Origin of the sequence: Bacillus sp. UNCCL81 (assembly GCF_900112535.1) — a bacterium.
Taxonomy (GTDB): domain Bacteria; phylum Bacillota; class Bacilli; order Bacillales; family Bacillaceae_G; genus Gottfriedia; species Gottfriedia luciferensis_B.
Window position 1 is genome coordinate 1 of record NZ_FOMF01000020.1, and the last position, 21,080, is coordinate 21,080.

The 21,080-nt window shown below is 34.9% G+C and carries 24 protein-coding genes, 2 rRNA genes and 2 other annotated features; all 26 genes read left to right on the plus strand.

The genetic code is table 11. The features are described 5' to 3' along the window. Positions 1–134: ribosomal RNA gene (locus BM319_RS23245) — 23S ribosomal RNA — on the plus strand; the annotation flags it as partial. 57 nt (positions 135–191) lie between these two features. Continuing rightward, a 5S ribosomal RNA gene (rrf, locus tag BM319_RS23250) occupies positions 192–307 on the plus strand. A 410-nt stretch (positions 308–717) separates the two neighbouring features. After that, positions 718–1,179, plus strand: coding sequence for a CtsR family transcriptional regulator (locus tag BM319_RS23255; protein ID WP_069033588.1), 462 nt, complete (start codon positions 718–720; stop codon positions 1,177–1,179). Between the two features lie 19 nt (positions 1,180–1,198). Continuing rightward, entirely contained in the window at positions 1,199–1,747 is a 549-nt protein-coding gene (mcsA, locus tag BM319_RS23260; protein ID WP_069033589.1) for a protein-arginine kinase activator protein McsA, read from the plus strand. A 5-nt stretch (positions 1,748–1,752) separates the two neighbouring features. Then, complete coding sequence (gene mcsB / locus BM319_RS23265) at positions 1,753–2,820, plus strand: protein-arginine kinase McsB (RefSeq protein ID WP_069033590.1); 1,068 nt, start codon at positions 1,753–1,755, stop codon at positions 2,818–2,820. Positions 2,821–2,840: 20 nt separating this feature from the next. After that, positions 2,841–5,282 (plus strand): ATP-dependent protease ATP-binding subunit ClpC, encoded by a 2,442-nt coding sequence (gene clpC, locus BM319_RS23270; protein ID WP_069033591.1) that lies wholly within the window; start codon positions 2,841–2,843, stop codon positions 5,280–5,282. A 179-nt stretch (positions 5,283–5,461) separates the two neighbouring features. Continuing rightward, positions 5,462–6,841 carry a DNA repair protein RadA gene (gene radA, locus BM319_RS23275; RefSeq protein ID WP_069033592.1) on the plus strand — a complete coding sequence of 460 codons (1,380 nt, stop codon included), beginning with the start codon at positions 5,462–5,464 and terminating at the stop codon, positions 6,839–6,841. 2 nt (positions 6,842–6,843) lie between these two features. Next, positions 6,844–7,917 (plus strand): DNA integrity scanning diadenylate cyclase DisA, encoded by a 1,074-nt coding sequence (gene disA, locus BM319_RS23280; RefSeq protein WP_069033593.1) that lies wholly within the window; start codon positions 6,844–6,846, stop codon positions 7,915–7,917. Between the two features lie 49 nt (positions 7,918–7,966). Next, complete coding sequence (locus tag BM319_RS23285) at positions 7,967–9,037, plus strand: PIN/TRAM domain-containing protein (protein ID WP_069033594.1); 1,071 nt, start codon at positions 7,967–7,969, stop codon at positions 9,035–9,037. A 20-nt stretch (positions 9,038–9,057) separates the two neighbouring features. Next, the gene (ispD, locus tag BM319_RS23290; protein ID WP_069033595.1) at positions 9,058–9,744 is read left to right on the plus strand and encodes a 2-C-methyl-D-erythritol 4-phosphate cytidylyltransferase; all 687 of its coding nucleotides are present in this window, start codon (positions 9,058–9,060) and stop codon (positions 9,742–9,744) included. Between the two features lie 11 nt (positions 9,745–9,755). Continuing rightward, positions 9,756–10,235 carry a 2-C-methyl-D-erythritol 2,4-cyclodiphosphate synthase gene (gene ispF, locus BM319_RS23295; RefSeq protein ID WP_091024914.1) on the plus strand — a complete coding sequence of 160 codons (480 nt, stop codon included), beginning with the start codon at positions 9,756–9,758 and terminating at the stop codon, positions 10,233–10,235. Positions 10,236–10,277: 42 nt separating this feature from the next. After that, complete coding sequence (gltX, locus tag BM319_RS23300; protein ID WP_069033597.1) at positions 10,278–11,738, plus strand: glutamate--tRNA ligase; 1,461 nt, start codon at positions 10,278–10,280, stop codon at positions 11,736–11,738. Between the two features lie 42 nt (positions 11,739–11,780). Next, positions 11,781–12,000: a binding site (T-box leader), on the plus strand. An 83-nt stretch (positions 12,001–12,083) separates the two neighbouring features. After that, positions 12,084–12,722 (plus strand): serine O-acetyltransferase, encoded by a 639-nt coding sequence (gene cysE / locus BM319_RS23305; RefSeq protein WP_069033598.1) that lies wholly within the window; start codon positions 12,084–12,086, stop codon positions 12,720–12,722. Between the two features lie 4 nt (positions 12,723–12,726). Then, entirely contained in the window at positions 12,727–14,127 is a 1,401-nt protein-coding gene (gene cysS, locus BM319_RS23310; protein WP_069033599.1) for a cysteine--tRNA ligase, read from the plus strand. A 4-nt stretch (positions 14,128–14,131) separates the two neighbouring features. Beyond that, a complete protein-coding gene (locus tag BM319_RS23315) occupies positions 14,132–14,548 on the plus strand; it encodes a Mini-ribonuclease 3 (protein ID WP_091024916.1) in 417 nt (138 codons plus the stop codon). Between the two features lies 1 nt (position 14,549). Next, complete coding sequence (rlmB, locus tag BM319_RS23320; protein ID WP_069033601.1) at positions 14,550–15,293, plus strand: 23S rRNA (guanosine(2251)-2'-O)-methyltransferase RlmB; 744 nt, start codon at positions 14,550–14,552, stop codon at positions 15,291–15,293. A 34-nt stretch (positions 15,294–15,327) separates the two neighbouring features. Continuing rightward, positions 15,328–15,807 (plus strand): NYN domain-containing protein, encoded by a 480-nt coding sequence (locus tag BM319_RS23325; protein ID WP_254664585.1) that lies wholly within the window; start codon positions 15,328–15,330, stop codon positions 15,805–15,807. A 65-nt stretch (positions 15,808–15,872) separates the two neighbouring features. Continuing rightward, complete coding sequence (gene sigH, locus BM319_RS23330) at positions 15,873–16,523, plus strand: RNA polymerase sporulation sigma factor SigH (RefSeq protein ID WP_056467364.1); 651 nt, start codon at positions 15,873–15,875, stop codon at positions 16,521–16,523. 134 nt (positions 16,524–16,657) lie between these two features. Then, entirely contained in the window at positions 16,658–16,804 is a 147-nt protein-coding gene (rpmG, locus tag BM319_RS23335; protein ID WP_082459366.1) for a 50S ribosomal protein L33, read from the plus strand. A 110-nt stretch (positions 16,805–16,914) separates the two neighbouring features. Further along, the gene (gene secE / locus BM319_RS23340; protein ID WP_235832964.1) at positions 16,915–17,112 is read left to right on the plus strand and encodes a preprotein translocase subunit SecE; all 198 of its coding nucleotides are present in this window, start codon (positions 16,915–16,917) and stop codon (positions 17,110–17,112) included. Positions 17,113–17,226: 114 nt separating this feature from the next. Beyond that, complete coding sequence (gene nusG / locus BM319_RS23345; protein ID WP_056467370.1) at positions 17,227–17,760, plus strand: transcription termination/antitermination protein NusG; 534 nt, start codon at positions 17,227–17,229, stop codon at positions 17,758–17,760. 169 nt (positions 17,761–17,929) lie between these two features. Next, positions 17,930–18,355 carry a 50S ribosomal protein L11 gene (gene rplK / locus BM319_RS23350; RefSeq protein WP_056467373.1) on the plus strand — a complete coding sequence of 142 codons (426 nt, stop codon included), beginning with the start codon at positions 17,930–17,932 and terminating at the stop codon, positions 18,353–18,355. Positions 18,356–18,470: 115 nt separating this feature from the next. Then, positions 18,471–19,160 (plus strand): 50S ribosomal protein L1, encoded by a 690-nt coding sequence (gene rplA, locus BM319_RS23355; RefSeq protein WP_056467376.1) that lies wholly within the window; start codon positions 18,471–18,473, stop codon positions 19,158–19,160. Between the two features lie 54 nt (positions 19,161–19,214). Continuing rightward, positions 19,215–19,352: a sequence feature (ribosomal protein L10 leader region), on the plus strand. A gap of 43 nt (positions 19,353–19,395) precedes the next feature. Further along, complete coding sequence (gene rplJ, locus BM319_RS23360) at positions 19,396–19,896, plus strand: 50S ribosomal protein L10 (RefSeq protein ID WP_069033603.1); 501 nt, start codon at positions 19,396–19,398, stop codon at positions 19,894–19,896. 56 nt (positions 19,897–19,952) lie between these two features. Beyond that, positions 19,953–20,312 (plus strand): 50S ribosomal protein L7/L12, encoded by a 360-nt coding sequence (rplL, locus tag BM319_RS23365; RefSeq protein WP_069033604.1) that lies wholly within the window; start codon positions 19,953–19,955, stop codon positions 20,310–20,312. A gap of 110 nt (positions 20,313–20,422) precedes the next feature. Further along, a complete protein-coding gene (locus BM319_RS23370) occupies positions 20,423–21,022 on the plus strand; it encodes a class I SAM-dependent methyltransferase (protein ID WP_069033605.1) in 600 nt (199 codons plus the stop codon). Positions 21,023–21,080: the final 58 nt, after the last annotated feature.

Consider the following 21,080-nt stretch of genomic DNA (forward strand, 5'->3'; position numbering starts at 1 on the left):
CCCCCCTCAAGATGAGATTTCCCATAGCGTTAAGCTAGTAAGACCCCTGAGAGACGATCAGGTTGATAGGTCAGAGGTGGAAGCGTGGTGACACGTGGAGCTGACTGATACTAATCGGTCGAGGACTTAACTAACAAGTTTGATAATGACATTATCTAGTTTTGAGGGTACGAAGTACAACTCAATACAAATCAGGTGATTATTGCGAAGAGGTCACACCCGTTCCCATACCGAACACGGCAGTTAAGCTCTTCAGCGTCGATGGTAGTTGGGGGTTTCCCCCTGTGAGAGTAGAACGTCGCCTGGTAACCAAAAACATCAGCAATTAGGCTGATGTTTTTTTTGTTATCTAAAAATGCTCAAATGATCAAACGAGATTGATCAAAATAATAATTTTTTTAATAAAAGTAAAAAGGAAAAAAAGCTTCTTAAAAGAATTGTATAACATATATATATATATACTGATAAAGAAAAATCGCCAATTGGCGAGCCTTTAGGTAATGACAGAGAGGATATAGCACTTATATTTAATATCCAATATTGAAAAATACGTCAATTTTTCTTCTAGGCTACCAATTTATACAATTCTTAATGTATAAAAAAGATTAAGAGCTGTATCGTTTGGAAAAAATGGTAAAGAGATAATAGTTGAAATTTTTCATGAAAGGAATATAATAATAGTCAAAGATAGTCAAAGTCAGTAAAGGTGGTAAATAGATGAAGAATATATCAGATATTATTGAACAATATCTAATGCACTACTTTGACATATCCGATAAAGATTATGTCGAGATAAAAAGAAGTGAAATAGCGAATAAATTTGATTGTGTACCTTCTCAAATAAATTATGTAATAAATACTAGATTCACATTAGAAAGAGGATATGTAGTAGAAAGTAAACGCGGCGGCGGCGGGTATATTCGAATTATTAAAGTACAATTTCATGATAAAGCGAGCGTGATAGATCAAATATTAAGTAGCTTTACTAATAATATTGCACAGTCTAGCTCAGAGGACTATATTCGTCTACTACTTGAAAAAAATGTAATTACTGGGCGAGAAGCAAAAATGATGTTAAGTGTATTAGATCGTTCAGTAATAATGGTTAATTTACCTTATAGAGACGAGTTAAGAGCAAGAATGTTCAAGGCAATGCTAAGAAGCTTAAAGTATAAATAGAATATGGAGGTTGCCCATAATGATTTGTCAAGAATGTCAAGAACGTCCGGCAACATTACACTATTCTAAAATTATTAATGGTGAGAAAACAGATATTCACTTATGTGAGAAATGCGCAAATGAATCGAACAATAAACATATTTTTTCTGAAATAGGTGGTTATTCTGTAAATGATTTGTTAGCTGGATTGTTTAAAGGTAATACTGGTATTTATGAAATGAAGAAAAATAAATTTCATCAAGATTCCCAAATTGAATGTCCTAGATGTAAGATGACTTTTCAAAAGTTTACTAAAATTGGACGGTTAGGTTGTTCTACTTGTTATGAAACATTTATGGATCAGATGAAACCAATTGTTAAAAGAATTCATAGCGGTAATGTATCGCATACAGGGAAAATCCCTCAAAAGATTAATGGGGCAATCTCCTTGAAAAGGAAGTTACAAGACTTGAAATCTCAAATGAAAAATTTTATTGATAACGAAGATTTTGAGCAAGCAATTAAGATTCGGGATGAAATTCGTGAAATTGAAAAAGATTTACAAGCCCTTCAAAAGGAGGTGGAGTAAGTTACATGTCTATTAATCGAATTATTAATGAGGCCATCAGTCCATGGATGAAACAAGAAGGCCCAGATGATGATATCGTTTTAAGTAGTCGTATTAGGTTAGCTAGAAATTTCAGTGCATATTTGTATCCAACTTTACTTAGTCAAGACAAGGCTAAAGAAATTTGTCATTTAGTTAAACATTATTTTGAAGGTAGTACAGCTTTACCAAACGGACCTTTTGAATATATTGAAATTAATAAGTTAGAACCAGTAGAAAAAAGAGTATTAATTGAAAAACACTTAATAAGTCCTAATTTAGTTCAAGAGTCGGTACATGGAGCATGTATACTATCTCAGGATGAACAAATTAGCATTATGATCAATGAAGAAGATCATTTAAGAATTCAAGCTCTATTTCCAGGTTTACAACTTAGAGAGGCACTTACTCAAGCGAATCATATTGATAATTATATAGAGAGTCAGCTTGAATATGCTTTTGATGAAACAATTGGTTATTTAACTAGTTGTCCTACTAACGTTGGTACCGGATTAAGGGCCTCAGTGATGATGCATCTACCAGCACTAGTCATCACGAAACAATTTAACCGTTTAATCCCTACTATTAATCAACTTGGTTTAGTAGTAAGAGGAATTTATGGTGAAGGTAGCGAAGCATTAGGTAATATCTTTCAGATTTCGAATCAAATAACATTAGGGAAATCGGAAGAAGAAATAATAGAAGATTTAACGACAATTGTTCAACAACTGATTAAACACGAGAAATCAGCAAGAGATGCACTTGCAAGAACTTCTTTAATTCTTTTAGAAGATCGAGTCTTTCGTTCTTTAGGTACATTGAAATACGGAAGAATAATAGAAACAAAGGAAAGTGCTAAGTGTTTATCGGATGTACAATTAGGGATTGATCTAGGTTTAATTGATGGGTTATCTAAAAACTTTTTACATGAATTAATGATATTAACCCAACCAGGTATCTTACAACAGTATGTCGGTGATCAGCTTACTCCCGAAGAAAGGGATATTAAAAGAGCTTCACTAATACGCGAAAGACTATCTAACAAAAATAACTAATTATATGGGAGGAACCAATTATGATGTTTGGTCGATTTACAGAACGTGCTCAAAAAGTATTAGCTCTTTCTCAAGAAGAGGCAATCCGAATTGGACACTCAAATATAGGTACAGAACATATTTTACTAGGACTTGTTCGAGAGGGAGAAGGGATTGCTGCTAAGGCATTACTTGCACTTGGATTAAGCCCAGAGAAAGTACAACAAGAAGTGGAAACATTAATAGGACGTGGCCAAGGAGTTGCTCAAACTGTACACTACACTCCTAGAGCTAAAAAAGTGATTGAATTATCAATGGATGAGGCTCGTAAATTAGGTCATTCATATGTAGGAACAGAGCATATCCTTTTAGGATTAATTCGAGAAGGAGAAGGCGTAGCAGCAAGAGTATTAAATAATCTTGGTGTTAGCTTAAATAAAGCTCGTCAACAAGTTCTTCAATTATTAGGCAGTAATGAAAGCTCGTCTAATCATCAAAATGGATCTGCTAATCAAGCAAACACACCGACATTAGACAGCTTAGCTCGTGATTTAACAGTATCAGCTAGAGAGGGTCGCTTAGATCCTGTAATCGGGCGTGGTAAAGAAATTCAGCGAGTAATTGAAGTGTTAAGCCGACGCACTAAGAATAATCCAGTATTAATTGGTGAGCCTGGTGTTGGTAAAACAGCTATTGCAGAAGGTTTAGCTCAACAAATTGTAAATAATGAAGTACCAGAAATTTTAAGAGATAAACGAGTTATGACACTTGATATGGGTACTGTCGTAGCTGGAACTAAGTACCGTGGTGAATTTGAAGATCGTCTGAAAAAAGTAATGGACGAAATTCGTCAAGCTGGTAATATTATTCTTTTCATTGATGAACTTCATACATTAATTGGTGCAGGTGGAGCGGAAGGTGCAATTGATGCATCTAACATCTTAAAGCCATCATTAGCACGTGGTGAACTACAATGCATCGGTGCAACAACAATTGATGAATACCGTAAATATATCGAAAAAGATGCTGCGTTAGAGCGTCGTTTCCAACCAATTCAAGTTGATCAGCCGAGTGTAGAGGAGTCAATTCAAATTCTTCAAGGCTTACGTGACCGTTATGAGGCACATCATAGAGTATCAATTTCTGATCAGTCAATTATTGAAGCTGTAAAACTATCTGATCGATACATTACAGACCGTTTCTTACCGGATAAAGCAATTGATGTTATTGATGAGGCTGGTTCTAAAGTACGACTACGTAGCTTTACAACACCGCCAAATTTAAAAGAATTAGAATTAAAATTAGAGGAAGTTCGTAAAGAGAAAGATGCAGCTGTTCAAAGTCAAGAATTTGAAAAAGCAGCATCATTAAGAGATTCAGAACAAAGATTACGTGAACAATTAGAAGATACGAAACGTCAATGGAAAGAGAAACAAGGTAAAGAAAATTCCGAAGTAACTGTAGAGGATATAGCGAATGTTGTATCATCTTGGACGAATATTCCAGTTACAAAACTTGCTCAAACAGAGGCAGATAAACTGTTAAATATGGAAAGCGTTCTTCATAAACGAGTAATTGGTCAAGAAGAAGCAGTAGTAGCAGTTTCTAAAGCTGTAAGACGTGCAAGAGCTGGATTAAAAGATCCAAAACGCCCAATTGGTTCATTTATTTTCTTAGGTCCTACAGGGGTAGGTAAAACAGAGTTGGCTAGAGCATTAGCTGAAACAATTTTCGGCGATGAAGATGCGATGATTCGTATTGATATGTCAGAGTATATGGAAAAACACGCAACATCTCGTTTAGTAGGAGCACCTCCAGGATATGTAGGTTATGATGAAGGTGGTCAATTAACTGAGAAAGTTAGACGTAAACCTTACTCAGTAATTCTATTAGATGAAATTGAGAAAGCTCACCCAGACGTATTTAATATCCTACTTCAAGTATTAGAAGACGGTCGATTAACCGATTCAAAAGGTCGCACAGTTGACTTTAGAAATACACTTGTTATTATGACATCAAACGTCGGAGCAAGTGCTTTAAAAACAAATAAATATGTTGGATTCAATATTAACGATGGAGAAAAAGATTACAAAGATATGAAAGGAAAAGTATTAGAGGAACTGAAAAAAGCATTCCGTCCTGAATTCCTAAACCGTATCGATGAAACAATCGTCTTCCATTCATTAGAGAAGAAACATATTAAAGAAATTGTTCACTTAATGGTTAATAGCTTAACGAAGCGTTTAAAAGAACAAGAAATTGAACTAGAATTATCAGATGCAGCAATTGATAAAATTTCAGATGAAGGATTCGATGCTGAATACGGAGCTCGTCCATTAAGAAGAGCAATTCAAAAACAAGTAGAGGATCGTTTATCCGAAGAATTATTAAAAGGTAATGTTGAAAAAGGCCGAAAAGTTATTCTTGATGTAAAGGATAATGAATATTTGATTAGATCAGCGGCTGAAACTGTAAATCAATAAGCAATTACAAAGTTCATACCTTTTATGAAGGATAATTGAACAAATTAATTGTAAAGTTATCTAATTTGTGAAAAAGGGCGTGAAGCCCTTTTTCTTATATCAAAAAAGCGTTAGGATAGACTTAGAATACATACTCTATTAATATAGAAAATCATAGTAACAAAAGAGGTACTATACATATGGCTAAAAAAAGTAAAACTAAATTCGTTTGTCAATCTTGTGGATATGAATCGGTTAAGTGGATTGGAAAGTGTCCTGCATGTAACGAGTGGAATACAATGGTTGAGTTTATAGAACAGCCTGCTAGTTCAAGAAGGCTAACATTTAATACAAATGCTACAGTAGAAGGAACGAAACCAATTTCAATCATGGAAGTTGAAATAGGCACTGAAACTCGTATCGAAACCTCATTTGATGAGTTTAATCGGGTTTTAGGTGGAGGTATCGTTTTAGGTTCATTAGTATTAATTGGTGGTGACCCGGGAATTGGTAAGTCGACAATGCTATTACAGGTTTCCTCACAATTGGCTAAAAAGGACCATAAAGTTTTATATGTTTCAGGTGAAGAATCTCAGAAGCAAATAAAATTAAGAGCAGAACGACTAGGTGTCGCTACACAAAACTTATATGTCTTATCCGAGACAGATTTGTCTCATATTGCTCGATATATGGATGAGATGGCTCCTGATTTTGTTGTAATTGATTCGATTCAAACAATCTATTTACAAGAAGTAACATCTGCTCCTGGTAGTGTATCACAAGTACGAGAGTGTACTTCAGAATTAATGAAATTCGCGAAAACTAAAGGGATCCCGATCTTTATAGTAGGACATGTAACAAAAGAAGGATCAATTGCAGGCCCACGTTTACTGGAACATATGGTAGATGCAGTATTATATTTTGAGGGTGAACGACATCATACATATCGAATATTAAGGGCAGTTAAAAATCGTTTTGGATCTACTAATGAAACTGGTATTTTTGAGATGAAAGAGTTAGGATTAGTGGAAGTACTGAATCCATCGGAAATATTTTTAGAAGAGAGACCTTTTGGAGTAGCAGGTTCAACTGTTGTTGCTTCTATGGAAGGTACTAGACCTGTATTAGTTGAACTACAAGCACTTGTCTCTCCAACGAGCTTTGGAAATGCAAGACGAATGGCAACTGGTATAGATCATAATAGAGTATCGTTAATTATGGCTGTATTAGAAAAGAGAATGGGCCTTTTATTACAAAATCAAGATGCTTATTTAAAGGTTGCCGGAGGACTGAAGTTAGATGAGCCAGCTGTAGACTTAGCTGTTGCGGTAAGTATAGCATCAAGCTTTCAAGATAAACCTACTAATCCAACAGATGTAGTAATTGGTGAGATCGGTTTAACAGGAGAAGTTCGCAGGGTATCTAGAATAGAGCAAAGAGTACAAGAAGCAGCTAAACTTGGATTTAAAAGAGCAATAATTCCATCAAAAAATATTGGAGGATGGAGTTTTCCCGAAGGAATGGAAATAATAGGTATTAATACAGTACATGAAGCATTAAAATACGTGTTAGGAGGGTAGAGATGGAGGATCAAAAACAAAAAGCTAAATCAATGTTGCCAGTTTTAGAAATGATCGCTCCAGGTACACCATTGCGTGATGGCATTGATAATGTACTTAGAGCACAGACTGGTGGACTAATTGTACTTGGCTTTAATGATGAAACAAAAGAAATGGTCGACGGTGGTTTTCATATTAATGACCCTTTCTCTCCAGCTAGCTTATATGAATTAGCAAAAATGGATGGAGCGCTCATTTTAAATGAAACAGGGTCAAAAATCCTGTTAGCAAATGCACAATTGATACCAGATCAATCAATCTTTACAAAAGAAACTGGTATGCGTCATCGAACTGCAGAACGAGTATCAAGACAGACTGGAAACTTAGTAATTGCTATTTCGCAAAGACGTAATGTTATTACCTTATATAAAGGTAATTTGCGCTATACACTGCGAGATATTGGTGTAATTTTAACAAAAGCTAATCAGGCGATTCAGACTCTTGAAAAATATAAAATTGTATGGAATCAAGGAATTACCTCACTTAGTATTTTAGAATTTGAAGAGCTAGTGACATTATTTGAAGTTGTAAATGTTTTACATAGTGTTGAAATGGTTCTTCGAATTAAAAATGAAATTAATAATTATGTAATTGAGCTTGGTGATGAAGGAAGACTGATTGAATTACAGTTAATTGAGATCATTTCGGACCTTGAGGAGGAGGCATTACTTTTAATAAAGGATTATCATTATAGTAAGGAACAAGATCCTAAAAGTATTTTGCAAAAGCTCCAAGAACTGGCAAACGAAGAATTGTTAGAGGATCATGCCATTATTAAATTACTAGGTTATCCGAATAACACAAATCTTGAGGAAATGGTAGAGCCTAGAGGGTATCGTATGTTGATGAAAATTTCTAGACTGCCGCCGCTAGTGATTGAAAATTTAACACAGCGATTTAAGCACCTTAAAGGGATCTACAAAGCTACTCTTGCTGAGTTGGATGATGTTGATGGAATTGGTGAAATTCGTGCAAAAAAAATCAAAGAAGGATTAAAACGAATTCAGGAGCAACTGTATATCAATAGACATAACTAAGTTATTTCGTCTAAGATAGAGTTATTATTTATTTAAAGGAGGTGGCGAATTGATAAAGAGGATCGTTCAAGTTATTTATATTTTTGTCGGAAGTACTTTAGGTTTAGTACTTTTTCCACTATTAGATAAACTCTTAAAAACTGAGTTACCTAATATTTTGCATAATTCTTATGTGCAAGCTTTAAGTGGAGCAGTGATCTTTTTTATTTTATCGCTTTGGTTAGTTGATCCAACAGTAACGTTTATTAAGTATATTGAGGAGAAATTATTAAAGGCTCCTATTTCAATGATTTTGTTTGGTAGTTTAGGACTTGTTTTTGGACTTATTCTGGCATTTCTTATTTCATTGCCAATTGACTCAATTAGATTACAGTATGTTTCATCAATTATTCAAATAGTTGTTACGATTTTATTAGGATATTTAGGTTTTCAAGTTGGGATTAAAAAAAGAGAAGAATTATTGAGTTTATTTACTTTATCTTCTAAGGCCAAGAAAAAGGTTGCTGAAGAGCAAGATGCAGCATTCGATATTCCAGTTAAAATTTTAGACACTAGTGTAATCATTGATGGTCGTATTGCTGATATATGCCAAACTGGATTCATAGAAGGAACAATTGTGATTCCACAATTTGTATTAGCAGAGTTACAATATATAGCTGATTCCTCAGATACGTTAAAACGAAATAGAGGGCGAAGAGGATTAGATATTCTAAATAGAATCCAAAAAGAGCTAGCTATGAAAGTTGAAATCTACGAAGGTGATTTTGAAGATGTTCCTGAAGTAGATGCCAAATTAGTAAAGCTTACTAAATTAAAAAATGGTATTTTAGTGACAAATGACTTTAATTTAAATAAAGTAAGTGAACTTCAGCAAATTAAAGTTTGGAATATTAACGATCTAGCAAATGCAATTAAACCAGTAGTATTACCAGGGGAAGTATTAACTGCTTTTGTAGTAAAAGAAGGTAAAGAAAAATTACAAGGTGTTGCATATTTAGACGATGGTACAATGATCGTTGTAGAAGACGGTAAAGAATCAATTGGTAAACGAGTAGAGACAGTCGTTACGAGCGTACTACAAACTTCTGCTGGTCGCATGATTTTTGCAAAAGTAAAGTAAGTTAGAGGGGTATACGTAAAATGCAATATAAGGTCATCATTCCAGCAGCGGGTTCTGGCTCTCGAATGGGTGCAGGCTATAATAAATTATTTCTAAAAATAATTAGCTCGCCAATTATTGAATTAACCTTAAAAGTATTTGGCGAAGATCATCGCTGTAATGAGATTATCTTACCAATTAAAGAATCTGAAAAAGAGTTCTTTGAAACTTTAAATTTGCCAAGCTTTATTCAAAATAAAATAACCTATGTAAAAGGTGGAGCAGAGAGGCAAGAAAGTGTTTATAATGGTTTAGTTTCAATTAAGGATACTGAAAGTTTTATTTTAGTACATGACGGGGCGAGACCTTTTGTAACAAATGCAGTGATTGAGCGGATTCTTGAAAAGATGAATGAACATGAGGCAGTCATCTGTGCAGTTCCGATGAAAGATACAATAAAGAAAGTTATTGATCAAGAAGTCGTTGAAACAATCGATCGTTCTACACTTTGGGGAGTACAAACTCCCCAAGCTTTTACATACAAATGCTTAATAGAAGCGCATCAAAAAGCAATTGAAAATGGTTATTTAGGAACTGATGATGCTAGCTTAGTTGAATGGAACGGAAGTAAAGTTTTTGTAGTAAATGGAGATTATAACAATATTAAAGTAACAACTAAAGAAGATTTGTTTTTTGCAGAAACAATCTATGAACAATATAGAGGTTAGAAGGTGTTTACATGTTTAGAATTGGACAAGGGTTTGATGTTCACGCTTTTGCAGAAAATCGCCCATTAATTATTGGTGGAATTGAGATCCCGTACGAGTTAGGTTTATTAGGTCATTCTGATGCCGATGTTCTTCTTCATACAATATCGGATGCATTGCTAGGGGCTATTGGTGAAGGAGATATAGGTAGACATTTCCCGGATACAGATCCAGCTTTTAAAGATGCTGATTCAGCAAAACTACTTCAACACGTATTTCATATTGTTAAGGATAAAGGCTATGAGGTAGTTAACGCAGATTGTACGATTATTGCTCAAACGCCTAAAATGGCACCATATATCCAATTAATGAGAGAGCGAATTGCCGAACTGCTTGAAACGACATCTGATTGTATTAATGTTAAAGCAACAACAACTGAAAAATTAGGTTTTACAGGAAGAAAAGAAGGAATTGCATCCCAAGCGGTTGTATTGTTACAAAAGAAGGCTTAAACTAATAAAGTATATTAATTAATTAGTGGAGAGTGTCTATAAATGTCAAATAGAGTAAGAGTTCGTTATGCACCTAGTCCGACAGGTCATTTACATATTGGAAATGCACGTACAGCATTATACGTATATTTATTTGCTAAGCATTTTAACGGTGATATGGTATTACGTATTGAAGATACTGATATTGAACGTAATGTTGAAGGTGGCGAAGAAAGCCAAGCGAAATATTTACACTGGTTAGGTATTGATTGGGATGAAGGTCCAGATAAAGGTGGCGAGTACGGTCCTTATCGCCAGCTAGAAAGACTAGACTTATACAAACAATATGCTAATGAATTAATTGAGAATGGTCATGCATACAAGTGCTATTGTACAGAGGAAGAGCTTGCAGCGGAACGTGAAGCACAATTAGCTGCTGGTCATCCAACTACACGTTATAGCGGAAAATGCCGTCACTTAACAGCTGAAGAAAGAGCTGTAAAAGAAGCAGCAGGTGCAGAGCACACTATTCGTTTTGCAGTACCAGCAAACGATACGTATGAGTGGGAAGATATCGTTCGTGGAAATATTAAATTTGAATCAAAAGATATCGGCGACTGGGTTCTTGTTAAAAAGAACGGAATCGCTACTTATAACTACGCTGTAGTAGTTGACGATGCATTAATGAAGATTAGTCACGTACTTCGCGGTGAAGAGCATATTTCTAATACACCTAAACAAATAATGGTATATCGTGCATTAAATTGGGATGCTCCAGGTTTTGGTCATATGGCAGTAATTGTGAACGAAAACCGTAAAAAGCTTTCAAAACGTGACGAATCTGTATTACAATTTATTGAACAATATCAAAATCTTGGTTACTTACCAGAAGCGTTATTTAACTTTATTGCTCTTCTTGGTTGGTCACCAGTTGGTGAAGAAGAGATTTTCAGCAAGGATGAATTTATTAAGATTTTTGATCCTAGCCGTTTAAGTTCTGCTCCTGCTATGTTTGATAAGCAAAAATTAACTTGGATTAACAACCGATATATTAAAGAGCAACCATTAGAAAAAGTGGTAGAAATTTCATTACCACATCTAATTAAAGCTGGTTTTGTAAATGAAGAACGCACTGCAGATGAAAATCTGTGGGTTACAAATCTAGTAGCTTTATATCAAGACCAAATGAGCTTTGGTGCTGAAATTGTAGAATTATCAAGCTTATTCTTCAAAGATGTATTAACATTCGGTGAAGAAGAGCAAGCTGTTATTTCTGAAGAGCAAGTGAAAGAAGTACTTTCAGCATTAGTTGAAGAACTTAATGCTTCTGAAGAATTTACAGTTGATTCAATTAAAGCTGCAATGAAATCAGTTCAAAAGTCAACTGGACAAAAAGGCAAAAAGTTATTTATGCCAATTCGTGTGGCAACAACTGGTCAATGTCATGGTCCTGAATTACCAGCAGCGATGACTTTATTAGGAAAAGAAAAAGTTATTGCTCGTTTACAACAAATAATTGGTTAACATTTTGATTAATTTGTAATATATATAAGTAATATTCATATAGGTAAAATGTTGATAGGGAAAAGTAGATGCTTACTCGTTACCCAGAGAGAATCACACTGGTGAAAGTGATTTTAACAGTAGTCATTGAAGTGCCCCCTTGAGTCCTTAGCCGAAAAATACGTTTTAGTAGGCTAAGGCGGTGGAAACCGTTACATTACATGAGTTGAGATAAATTTATTTTATCTAAACAGAGTGGAACCGCGCATTAAGCGTCTCTGTGTATTTTATGTACACTGGGACGCTTTTTATTTTTTATAGAGAAAAAAATCAAATTCTTAATAAATTCTTTAAGGGGAAATGAAGATGCTAAAGTACATGAAGGAAGATGTAGCGACGATATTTGAACGCGATCCAGCCGCTACTAGCTATTTAGAAGTTATTCTTACGTATGCTGGTTTACATGCATTATGGCTTTATCGATTTGCTCATTATTTCTATCGGAAAAAATGGCACTTTATTGCAAGGAGTATTTCACAGTTTGCTCGTTTTTTAACAGGAATCGAGATTCACCCAGGGGCGAAAATTGGTAGACGATTTTTTATCGATCATGGTGCAGGAGTTGTAATTGGAGAAACATGTGAAATAGGTGATGATGTTACGATTTATCAAGGAGTAACATTAGGTGGAACCGGTAAGGAAAAAGGTAAGCGACACCCGACCTTATTGAGTGGAGTATTAGTAGCTACGGGAGCAAAAGTTCTAGGATCAATCACAATCGGAGAAAATGCAAAAATCGGTGCAAATTCAGTTGTGCTAAAGGATGTTCCAAAGAATACTACGGTTGTTGGTATACCTGGGAAGATAGTTGTTCAAGATGGAATTAGAGTAAATAATCAATTTGATCACTGTGATCTACCTGACCCAGTAGCAGATCGATTACTACAACTAGAAGCGGAATTAGAAGAGCTAAGAAGTTTAATGAGAATATCTGAAAGGAAGTAACACTATGGCAATTCAAATTTATAATACCTTAACAAGAAATAAAGAAGATTTTAAGCCTATAGAAGAAGGCAAGGTCAAAATGTATGTATGTGGACCTACTGTATATAACTATATTCATATTGGTAATGCAAGACCTGCTATTGTTTTTGATACAGTAAGACGCTATTTTGAATATCGTGGATACGAAGTAAACTATGTTTCAAATTTCACTGATGTTGATGATAAGTTAATTAAAGCAGCAAATGAATTAGGTTCAGATGTCCCAACTATAGCAGATCGTTTTATTAATGCATATTTTGAAGATGTTCAAGAGCTAGGTTGCAAAACAGCAACGAATCATCCTCGTGTAATGGATAATATGGATATTATTATTGAGTTTATCGATGAGCTAGTAAAAAAAGGTTATGCATATGAATCTGAAGGTGATGTTTACTTCAAAACAAAGGAATTTGAAGGTTACGGTAAACTTTCACACCAATCAATTGAAGACCTTCGAATTGGTGAAAGAATTGAAGTTGGCGAAAAGAAAGAAGACCCACTAGATTTTGCTCTATGGAAAGCAGCAAAACCAGGCGAAATATTCTGGGAAAGTCCATGGGGGAAAGGTAGACCAGGATGGCATATTGAGTGCTCAGCAATGGCAAAGAAATACCTTGGTGACACAATTGATATTCATGCAGGCGGTCAAGACTTATCATTCCCACACCATGAGAATGAAATTGCTCAGTCAGAAGCTTTAAGCGGGAAAACTTTTTCAAATTATTGGATGCATAATGGATACATCAATATTGACAACGAAAAAATGTCTAAATCATTGGGTAACTTTGTATTAGTCCATGACATTATTAAAATTGTTGATCCTATGTTATTACGTTTCTTCATGTTATCAGTGCATTATCGTCATCCAATTAACTATAGCGATGAACTTTTACAAGAAGCTAGAAATGGTTTTGAACGTATTAAAACGGCTTACCAAAATAGTAAGCACCGTCTAGAAAGTAGTACTAACTTAACTGAAGATGACAATAAGTGGTTAAAAGAAATAGCAGATGAAAAAGCTGTCTTCACAAAAGTAATGGATGATGATTTTAATACAGCTAATGCGATTTCTGTTTTATATCAATTAGCTAAATTGGCAAATCAATATTTACTAGAGACACATACTTCTACGAATGTATTAAACCAATTAGTAGCAACTTTTGATGAATTATCAAATGTACTAGGCATTACACTAGTTAAAGAAGAAGCAATGTTAGATGATGAAATCGAAGCATTAATTCAAAAACGTACCGACGCACGTAAAAATCGTGATTTTGCATTAGCGGACCAAATTCGTGATCAATTAAAAGAAATGAATATAATCATTGAAGATACTCCGCAAGGTATTCGCTGGAAAAGAGGATAACTTCATGATTGAAAGTAACCAAAATGTTGATGCTAAACAACTAAACAGTTTAGCACTTGCTTATATAGGTGATGCTGTATATGAAATTTATGTACGTCATCACCTCCTTGAAAAAGGAACAGTGAGACCTAATCAACTTCACCGAGCAGCAACAAGATTTGTTTCTGCGAAAGGACAAGCTAAAGTAATTAGAGAAATGCTTTTTACTGAGATATTGTCAGATGAAGAAGTTGCGGTCGTTAAAAGGGGCCGTAATGCAAAGTCAGGAACTGTGCCAAAAAATACTGATGTACAAACATATCGGTACGCAACCGCAATGGAAGCGTTAATTGGATACCATTATTTATTAAAAAATGAAGATAGACTCAATACAATTGTACATTTTGCGATTCAATTTATTGAGAATGATAAAGGAGCATAATATGTCTGAAGAATTTATTATTGGACGTAATCCAGTTATGGAAGCAATACGTTCAGGTCGTGATATAAATAAAATTTGGGTTAGCGAAGGAGCAAATAAAGGTCAAATCCATAAACTTTTAGAATTAGCTAACCAAAACAAAGTGATAGTTCAAACAGCACCAAACAAGAAATTAGATGGAATGGTTAAAGGAAACCACCAAGGTGTAGTAGCACAAGTAGCTGCATATGAATATGTGGAAATTGATGATTTATTTGAAGTTGCTAGTAGTCGAAATGAACAGCCATTCTTCTTAATTCTTGATGAAATTGAAGACCCTCATAATTTAGGCTCAATTATGAGAACTGCAGATGCAGTTGGTGCTCATGGGATCATTATTCCAAAGAGAAGAGCGGTAGGTTTAACATCAGCGGTTGCTAAGTCTTCTACTGGAGCAATTGAATACATTCCAGTAGCTCGAGTAACGAACTTAGCGAGAACGGTAGATGAATTAAAAGAAAGAGGAGTTTGGATTTTTGGTACAGATGCAAAAGGTGCTGATGACTATCGAAACATGGATGGCCAAATTTCTCTGGGTTTAATTATTGGTAGCGAAGGTAAAGGCATGAGCAGGATCTTAAAGGAAAAATGTGATTTCCTAATTAAGTTACCAATGGTCGGTAAAGTTACATCTTTAAATGCGTCTGTTGCGGCTAGTTTATTAATGTATGAAATACATCGTAAGAGACATCCACTTGGATCATAAAAAGAAAGAGATTCTTATTGTAGATGGTTATAACATGATTGGAGCTTGGCCGAATCTTAGAAAACTTCGAGAAATTGACTTTGATAAATCACGAGATTATCTAATTACTCAGCTTGCTGAGTATAAGGCATACACAGGGATGTCTATAATTGTTGTATTTGATGCTCATTTTGTAAATGGAATCGAAAAGGTCGACAAGAATTCAAAGGTCGAAGTGATTTTTACTCGAAAAAACCAGACGGCTGATGAAAAAATTGAAAAACTGGCAATTGAGCTTCGTCATGTTAACCATCATATTTATGTTGCGACATCTGACTTTACTGAGCAATGGCAAATATTTGGACAAGGTGCACTTCGTATACCTGCAATGGAACTATATCGATCGGTTACTCAAAATAAAAAAATGATAAGTAGTCAAATTAGTGAAATACCTGATCAAAGACTGACAATTAGTAAGACTTTGAATTCGAAACAAACAGAAATTTTAGAAAAATGGCGAAGAGGGGAACGATGACTTATTGTTTCCTTCTTCTTTGTGCTGTATAATTTAATTAAATTGTTTGGTCGGAGGTGCTAATTGTGAACGTTGAACAGGAATTGAAGCTAATGATAGAGTATGGCCCTTTAGAAGATGAGGTAATTCTCGAATATGTTCGAGAGGGTGATCAAGAGGCACTAACATTTTTAATTCAAAAATACCGAAATTTCGTTAAAGCAAAGTCTAGGTCTTATTTCCTAATAGGAGCTGACCGTGAAGACATCATTCAAGAAGGTATGATTGGATTATACAAAGCAATTCGTGATTACAAAGAAGACAAACTTTCGTCTTTCAAGGCGTTTGCAGAATTATGCATTACAAGACAAATTATTACAGCAATTAAAACAGCTACTAGGCAAAAGCATATTCCATTAAATTCTTATGTTTCATTGGACAAGCCTATTTACGATGAGGAATCTGATCGTACTTTACTGGATGTTTTAACAGAAACAAAAAACATGGACCCAGAGGAACTTGTGATCAATCAAGAAGAAAATGTGGACATAGAGCTTAAAATGTCTGAATTATTAAGCGATTTAGAAAGGAAAGTATTATCACTCTATTTAGATGGTCGATCTTACCAAGAAATATCAGAAGAATTAAACAGACATGTAAAATCGATTGATAATGCTCTTCAACGAGTAAAAAGAAAGCTTGAAAGATATATGGAAATTAGAGAACTGTCGGTTTAATCGGATCAAAAAAACTCCCTTGTAATTCGTGATAATGTATAGGAATACAAGGGTATACCATTGAGTTTGACAGTTTATAATTCACATGGTACATTCTAAATGGATAATTATAGATGAATTAGGTTGGTGTCACCATGAGAAAAAAAGTTGTCCTGTCGTGCGCTAATTGCAATAATAGAAATTACTCCACGATGAAGAATTCCTCTTCTGTAGAACGTTTGGAGATGAAAAAGTTTTGTAAAACATGCAATGAGCATACTACACATAAAGAAACAAAATAAATGAAGTAAGATAAATGATAATTGCGAATGTCCTTATTCATTATATAAACTAGATTCAGCACTACTTTTTGGACAAGGCGGACGTTTCGTAAATCTCTAAACTAGTATATATGGGGGTTGCATCTGTGGGTCGTATCGGTAAGTTTTTTCGCGAAGTAAAAAGTGAAATGAAAAAAGTTTCATGGCCTAAACGTAAAGAATTAGTTAATTCAACAGTTACAGTATTAGCTACAGTTTTATTCTTTGTAGTATTCTTCGCTGTAATTGACACAGGACTTTCTAAACTAATTCGACTTATTCTTGAATAAGTTAAAACTAATTGTGCTATAATGAGTGATAATGTTTAAAAAAAAGCCCGGTAACGGGTTTTTTAATTTGCAAAGAAAGTTGACCGGGGAGGGAAGGACAAGTAGTCCTCTAACATGGAAAAAAGATGGTATGTAGTTCATACTTACTCAGGATATGAGAATAAAGTAAAAGCAAATTTAGAAAAACGTGTAGAAACAATGGGAATGCAGGATAAAATTTTCCGTGTAATAGTTCCAGAAGAATCAGAAGTAGAAATGAAGAACGGTAAAGAGAAAGTAACGAAACGTAAAGTGTTTCCAGGTTATGTGTTAGTTGAACTAGTAATGACTGACGATTCTTGGTATGTAGTTCGAAATACACCGGGAGTAACTGGTTTCGTTGGCTCAGCTGGCTCTGGTTCAAAACCAACCCCACTTTTAGAAGAAGAGATTACGCATATTCTAAAACATATGGGTCTAGATGAACAAACAATCGATATTGATTTAGATGTAAATGAAGTTGTTCGATTAAAAGAAGGACCATTTGCGAATTATACTGGATCAATTAAGGAAATTGACTTCGAAAAGAAAAAAGTGACTGTGTTAGTAGAATTCTTTAATAAAGAAACGCCAGTAGAACTGGATTTACATCTTGTTGAAAAATTATAATACAAGACCTTGCATTTTTAATTTGAAAATGTTAGACTTTTAAAGGTCAATATGCATCGAAAAGATGGTATTAACTTCTGTATAAGAATATGCATGAAAATGCAACACGATATGAGTGGGAGGGTGTAAAACCCCATTACCACATCACGGACTTAAGGAGGTGTGTCTCGTGGCTAAAAAAGTAATTAAAATGGTAAAATTGCAAATTCCTGCAGGAAAAGCAAACCCAGCACCACCAGTTGGTCCTGCATTAGGACAAGCAGGTGTTAACATCATGGGATTCTGTAAAGAGTTCAACGCTCGTACAGCTGACCAAGCTGGTCTAATTATTCCTGTTGAAATCACTGTATTCGAAGATCGTTCGTTTACATTTATTACGAAAACTCCTCCTGCTGCTGTACTTCTTAAAGTAGCGGCTGGTATCGAGTCTGGTTCTGGTGAACCAAATCGTAAAAAAGTAGCAACAGTTAAACGCGATAAAGTGCGTGAGATTGCTGAACAAAAAATGCCTGACTTAAATGCTGCTTCTGTTGAAGCTGCTATGCGTATGGTAGAAGGTACTGCACGTAGTATGGGTATCGTTATTGAAGACTAATCCCATCTTCAATAAGGTGTGATTGAGGAGGTTGCGAACATCATTTGATGTGTTTTATCGCAACCTTTATTCGTGGGAGGAAAATCCGTTAAAACCACATTAGGAGGAATAAAACATGGCTAACAAAGGTAAAAAATACCAAGAAGCTATTAAATTAGTAGATCGTACAGCTGTTTACGCAGTAAACGAAGCTGTTGAACTTGTTAAAAAGACTACAACTGTTAACTTTGATGCAACAGTTGAAGTAGCATTCCGTTTAGGAGTAGATCCAAAGAAAGCTGACCAACAAATTCGTGGTGCAGTAGTTCTTCCACACGGTACTGGTAAAGTACAACGTGTATTAGTATTCGCTAAAGGTGAAAAAGCTAAAGAAGCTGAAGCTGCTGGTGCTGATTTCGTAGGCGATGCTGACATGATTAACAAAATCCAACAAGGTTGGTTCGATTTTGATGTAGTAGTAGCAACTCCAGACATGATGGCTGAAGTTGGTAAATTAGGACGTGTATTAGGACCTAAAGGTTTAATGCCAAACCCGAAAACAGGTACAGTTACATTTGACGTAACTAAAGCTGTTAACGAAATCAAAGCTGGTAAAGTTGAATACCGTGTTGATAAAGCTGGTAACATTCACGTACCAATCGGTAAAGTATCTTTCGAAAACGAAAAGTTAGTAGAAAACTTTACAACAATCTTTGAAACTATGGTAAAAGTTAAACCTGCTGCTGCTAAAGGAACATACATGAAGAACGTAGCAATCACTTCAACTATGGGCCCTGGTATCAAAGTAGATCCAGCTAGTTTCTAAGATAAAAAACAAAGTTGACAATTCGACAAGAACTCTCTATAATGGAGTTTGTCTTGCTAATTAAATAGACTACCGTAGACAGTAGGTGCTTATGCTTAATATCCTACCGAGGTGTATAACTGATAAATTCGTGCATATACAACCTCCATGTCTTTTTTTAAAAAAAGTTCGTGGAGGTTTTGCTATGGTTACACTTTTGCGGTATACACACTAAAATCCACAGGAGGTGTAATAAATGAGCGCAGTATTAGAAGCTAAAAAACAAGTTGTATCTGAAGTAGCTGCTAAATTACGTGATAGTAAATCAACAATTGTTGTTGACTACCGTGGTTTAAATGTTGCTGAAGTAACTGAATTACGTAAGCAATTACGTGAAGCTGGCGTTGAGTTCAAAGTTTACAAAAACACTTTAACTCGTCGTGCTGCTGAAGAGGCTGGCTTAGCTGGTTTAAACGAATCATTAACTGGTCCAAACGCAATCGCGTTTAGTACGGAGGATGTAATTGCTCCTGCTAAAGTAATCAACGATTTCGCTAAAAAACATGAAGCTTTAGAAATTAAAGCTGGTGTAATCGAAGGAAACGTTGCTACTGTTGAAGAAGTTAAAGCTCTTGCTGAACTTCCATCTCGCGAAGGTTTACTTTCTATGTTGCTTAGCGTGCTACAAGCACCAATCCGCAACTTCGCTCTTGCAACTAAAGCAGTTGCAGAACAAAAAGAAGAACAAGGCGCTTAATGCCAAGATCGCTTAAAATATATAATTTAAAGGTATAAACAAGGAGGAAATTAACAATGACTAAAGAACAAATCATTGAAGCAGTTAAAAACATGACTGTATTAGAATTAAATGACTTAGTAAAAGCAATCGAAGAAGAGTTCGGCGTAACTGCTGCTGCTCCTGTAGCTATGATGGGTGGCGCTGTAGAAGCTGCTGCTGAGCAAACTGAATTTGATTTAGTATTAGCTAGCCCTGGCGACCAAAAAATCAAAGTAATCAAAGTAGTTCGTGAATTAACTGGTTTAGGATTAAAAGAAGCTAAAGAATTAGTTGACAACACTCCTAAAGCAATTAAAGAAGGAATCAGCAAAGAAGAAGCTGAAGAAATGAAAGCTAAACTTGAAGAAGTTGGCGCTAACGTAGAAGTTAAGTAATTTCTAAAAGTTTTTAGAAAAGCTCGCATTTATGCGAGCTTTTTTTGTACATATGGGATTGCTTTTGGGAAGACTGTTGATAAGTATATTTATGGAAGAAGGATTTTTTTATGGCAGATCATTATTTTACAAATCAACCGAATAGTAAAACTGATAAAAAGGTATTTTCGTTTACTCTGAGAGGTAATGATTTAAAATTCCAATCTGATTCAGGGGTTTTTTCTAGGAATGAAGTTGATTTTGGATCCCGTGTTTTAATTAACATTTTCACGTTTCCAGAAATTGAAGGTAATATTTTAGATGTTGGATGTGGATACGGTCCAATAGGATTATCAATCGCAAAAGATGGTATTAGTCGAACAGTGGAAATGGTCGATGTGAATTTAAGAGCGATAGAATTAGCGAAAGAAAATGCGAATGTAAATAAGATTGATAATGTGAAAATCTATGAAAGTAGCATCTATGAAAATGTAACTGGACAATATGCTGCTATTTTAACAAATCCGCCAATTCGTGCTGGGAAAAGTGTTGTTCATGAAATTTTGAAAGGTGCTCATGATAAATTACTCCCTGGTGGAGAGCTTTGGGTAGTTATACAAAAGAAGCAAGGAGCGCCATCTGCTCTTGAATTATTAAAAGAAACGTTCGACGAGGTTGAGGTAGTGAAAAAAGATAAAGGATATTATATCATAAAAAGTAAAAAAGATTGACTGTAATTTTTGCTTGTGATAGTATTATTAAATGCCAATATATATTTATTTTCAAAAA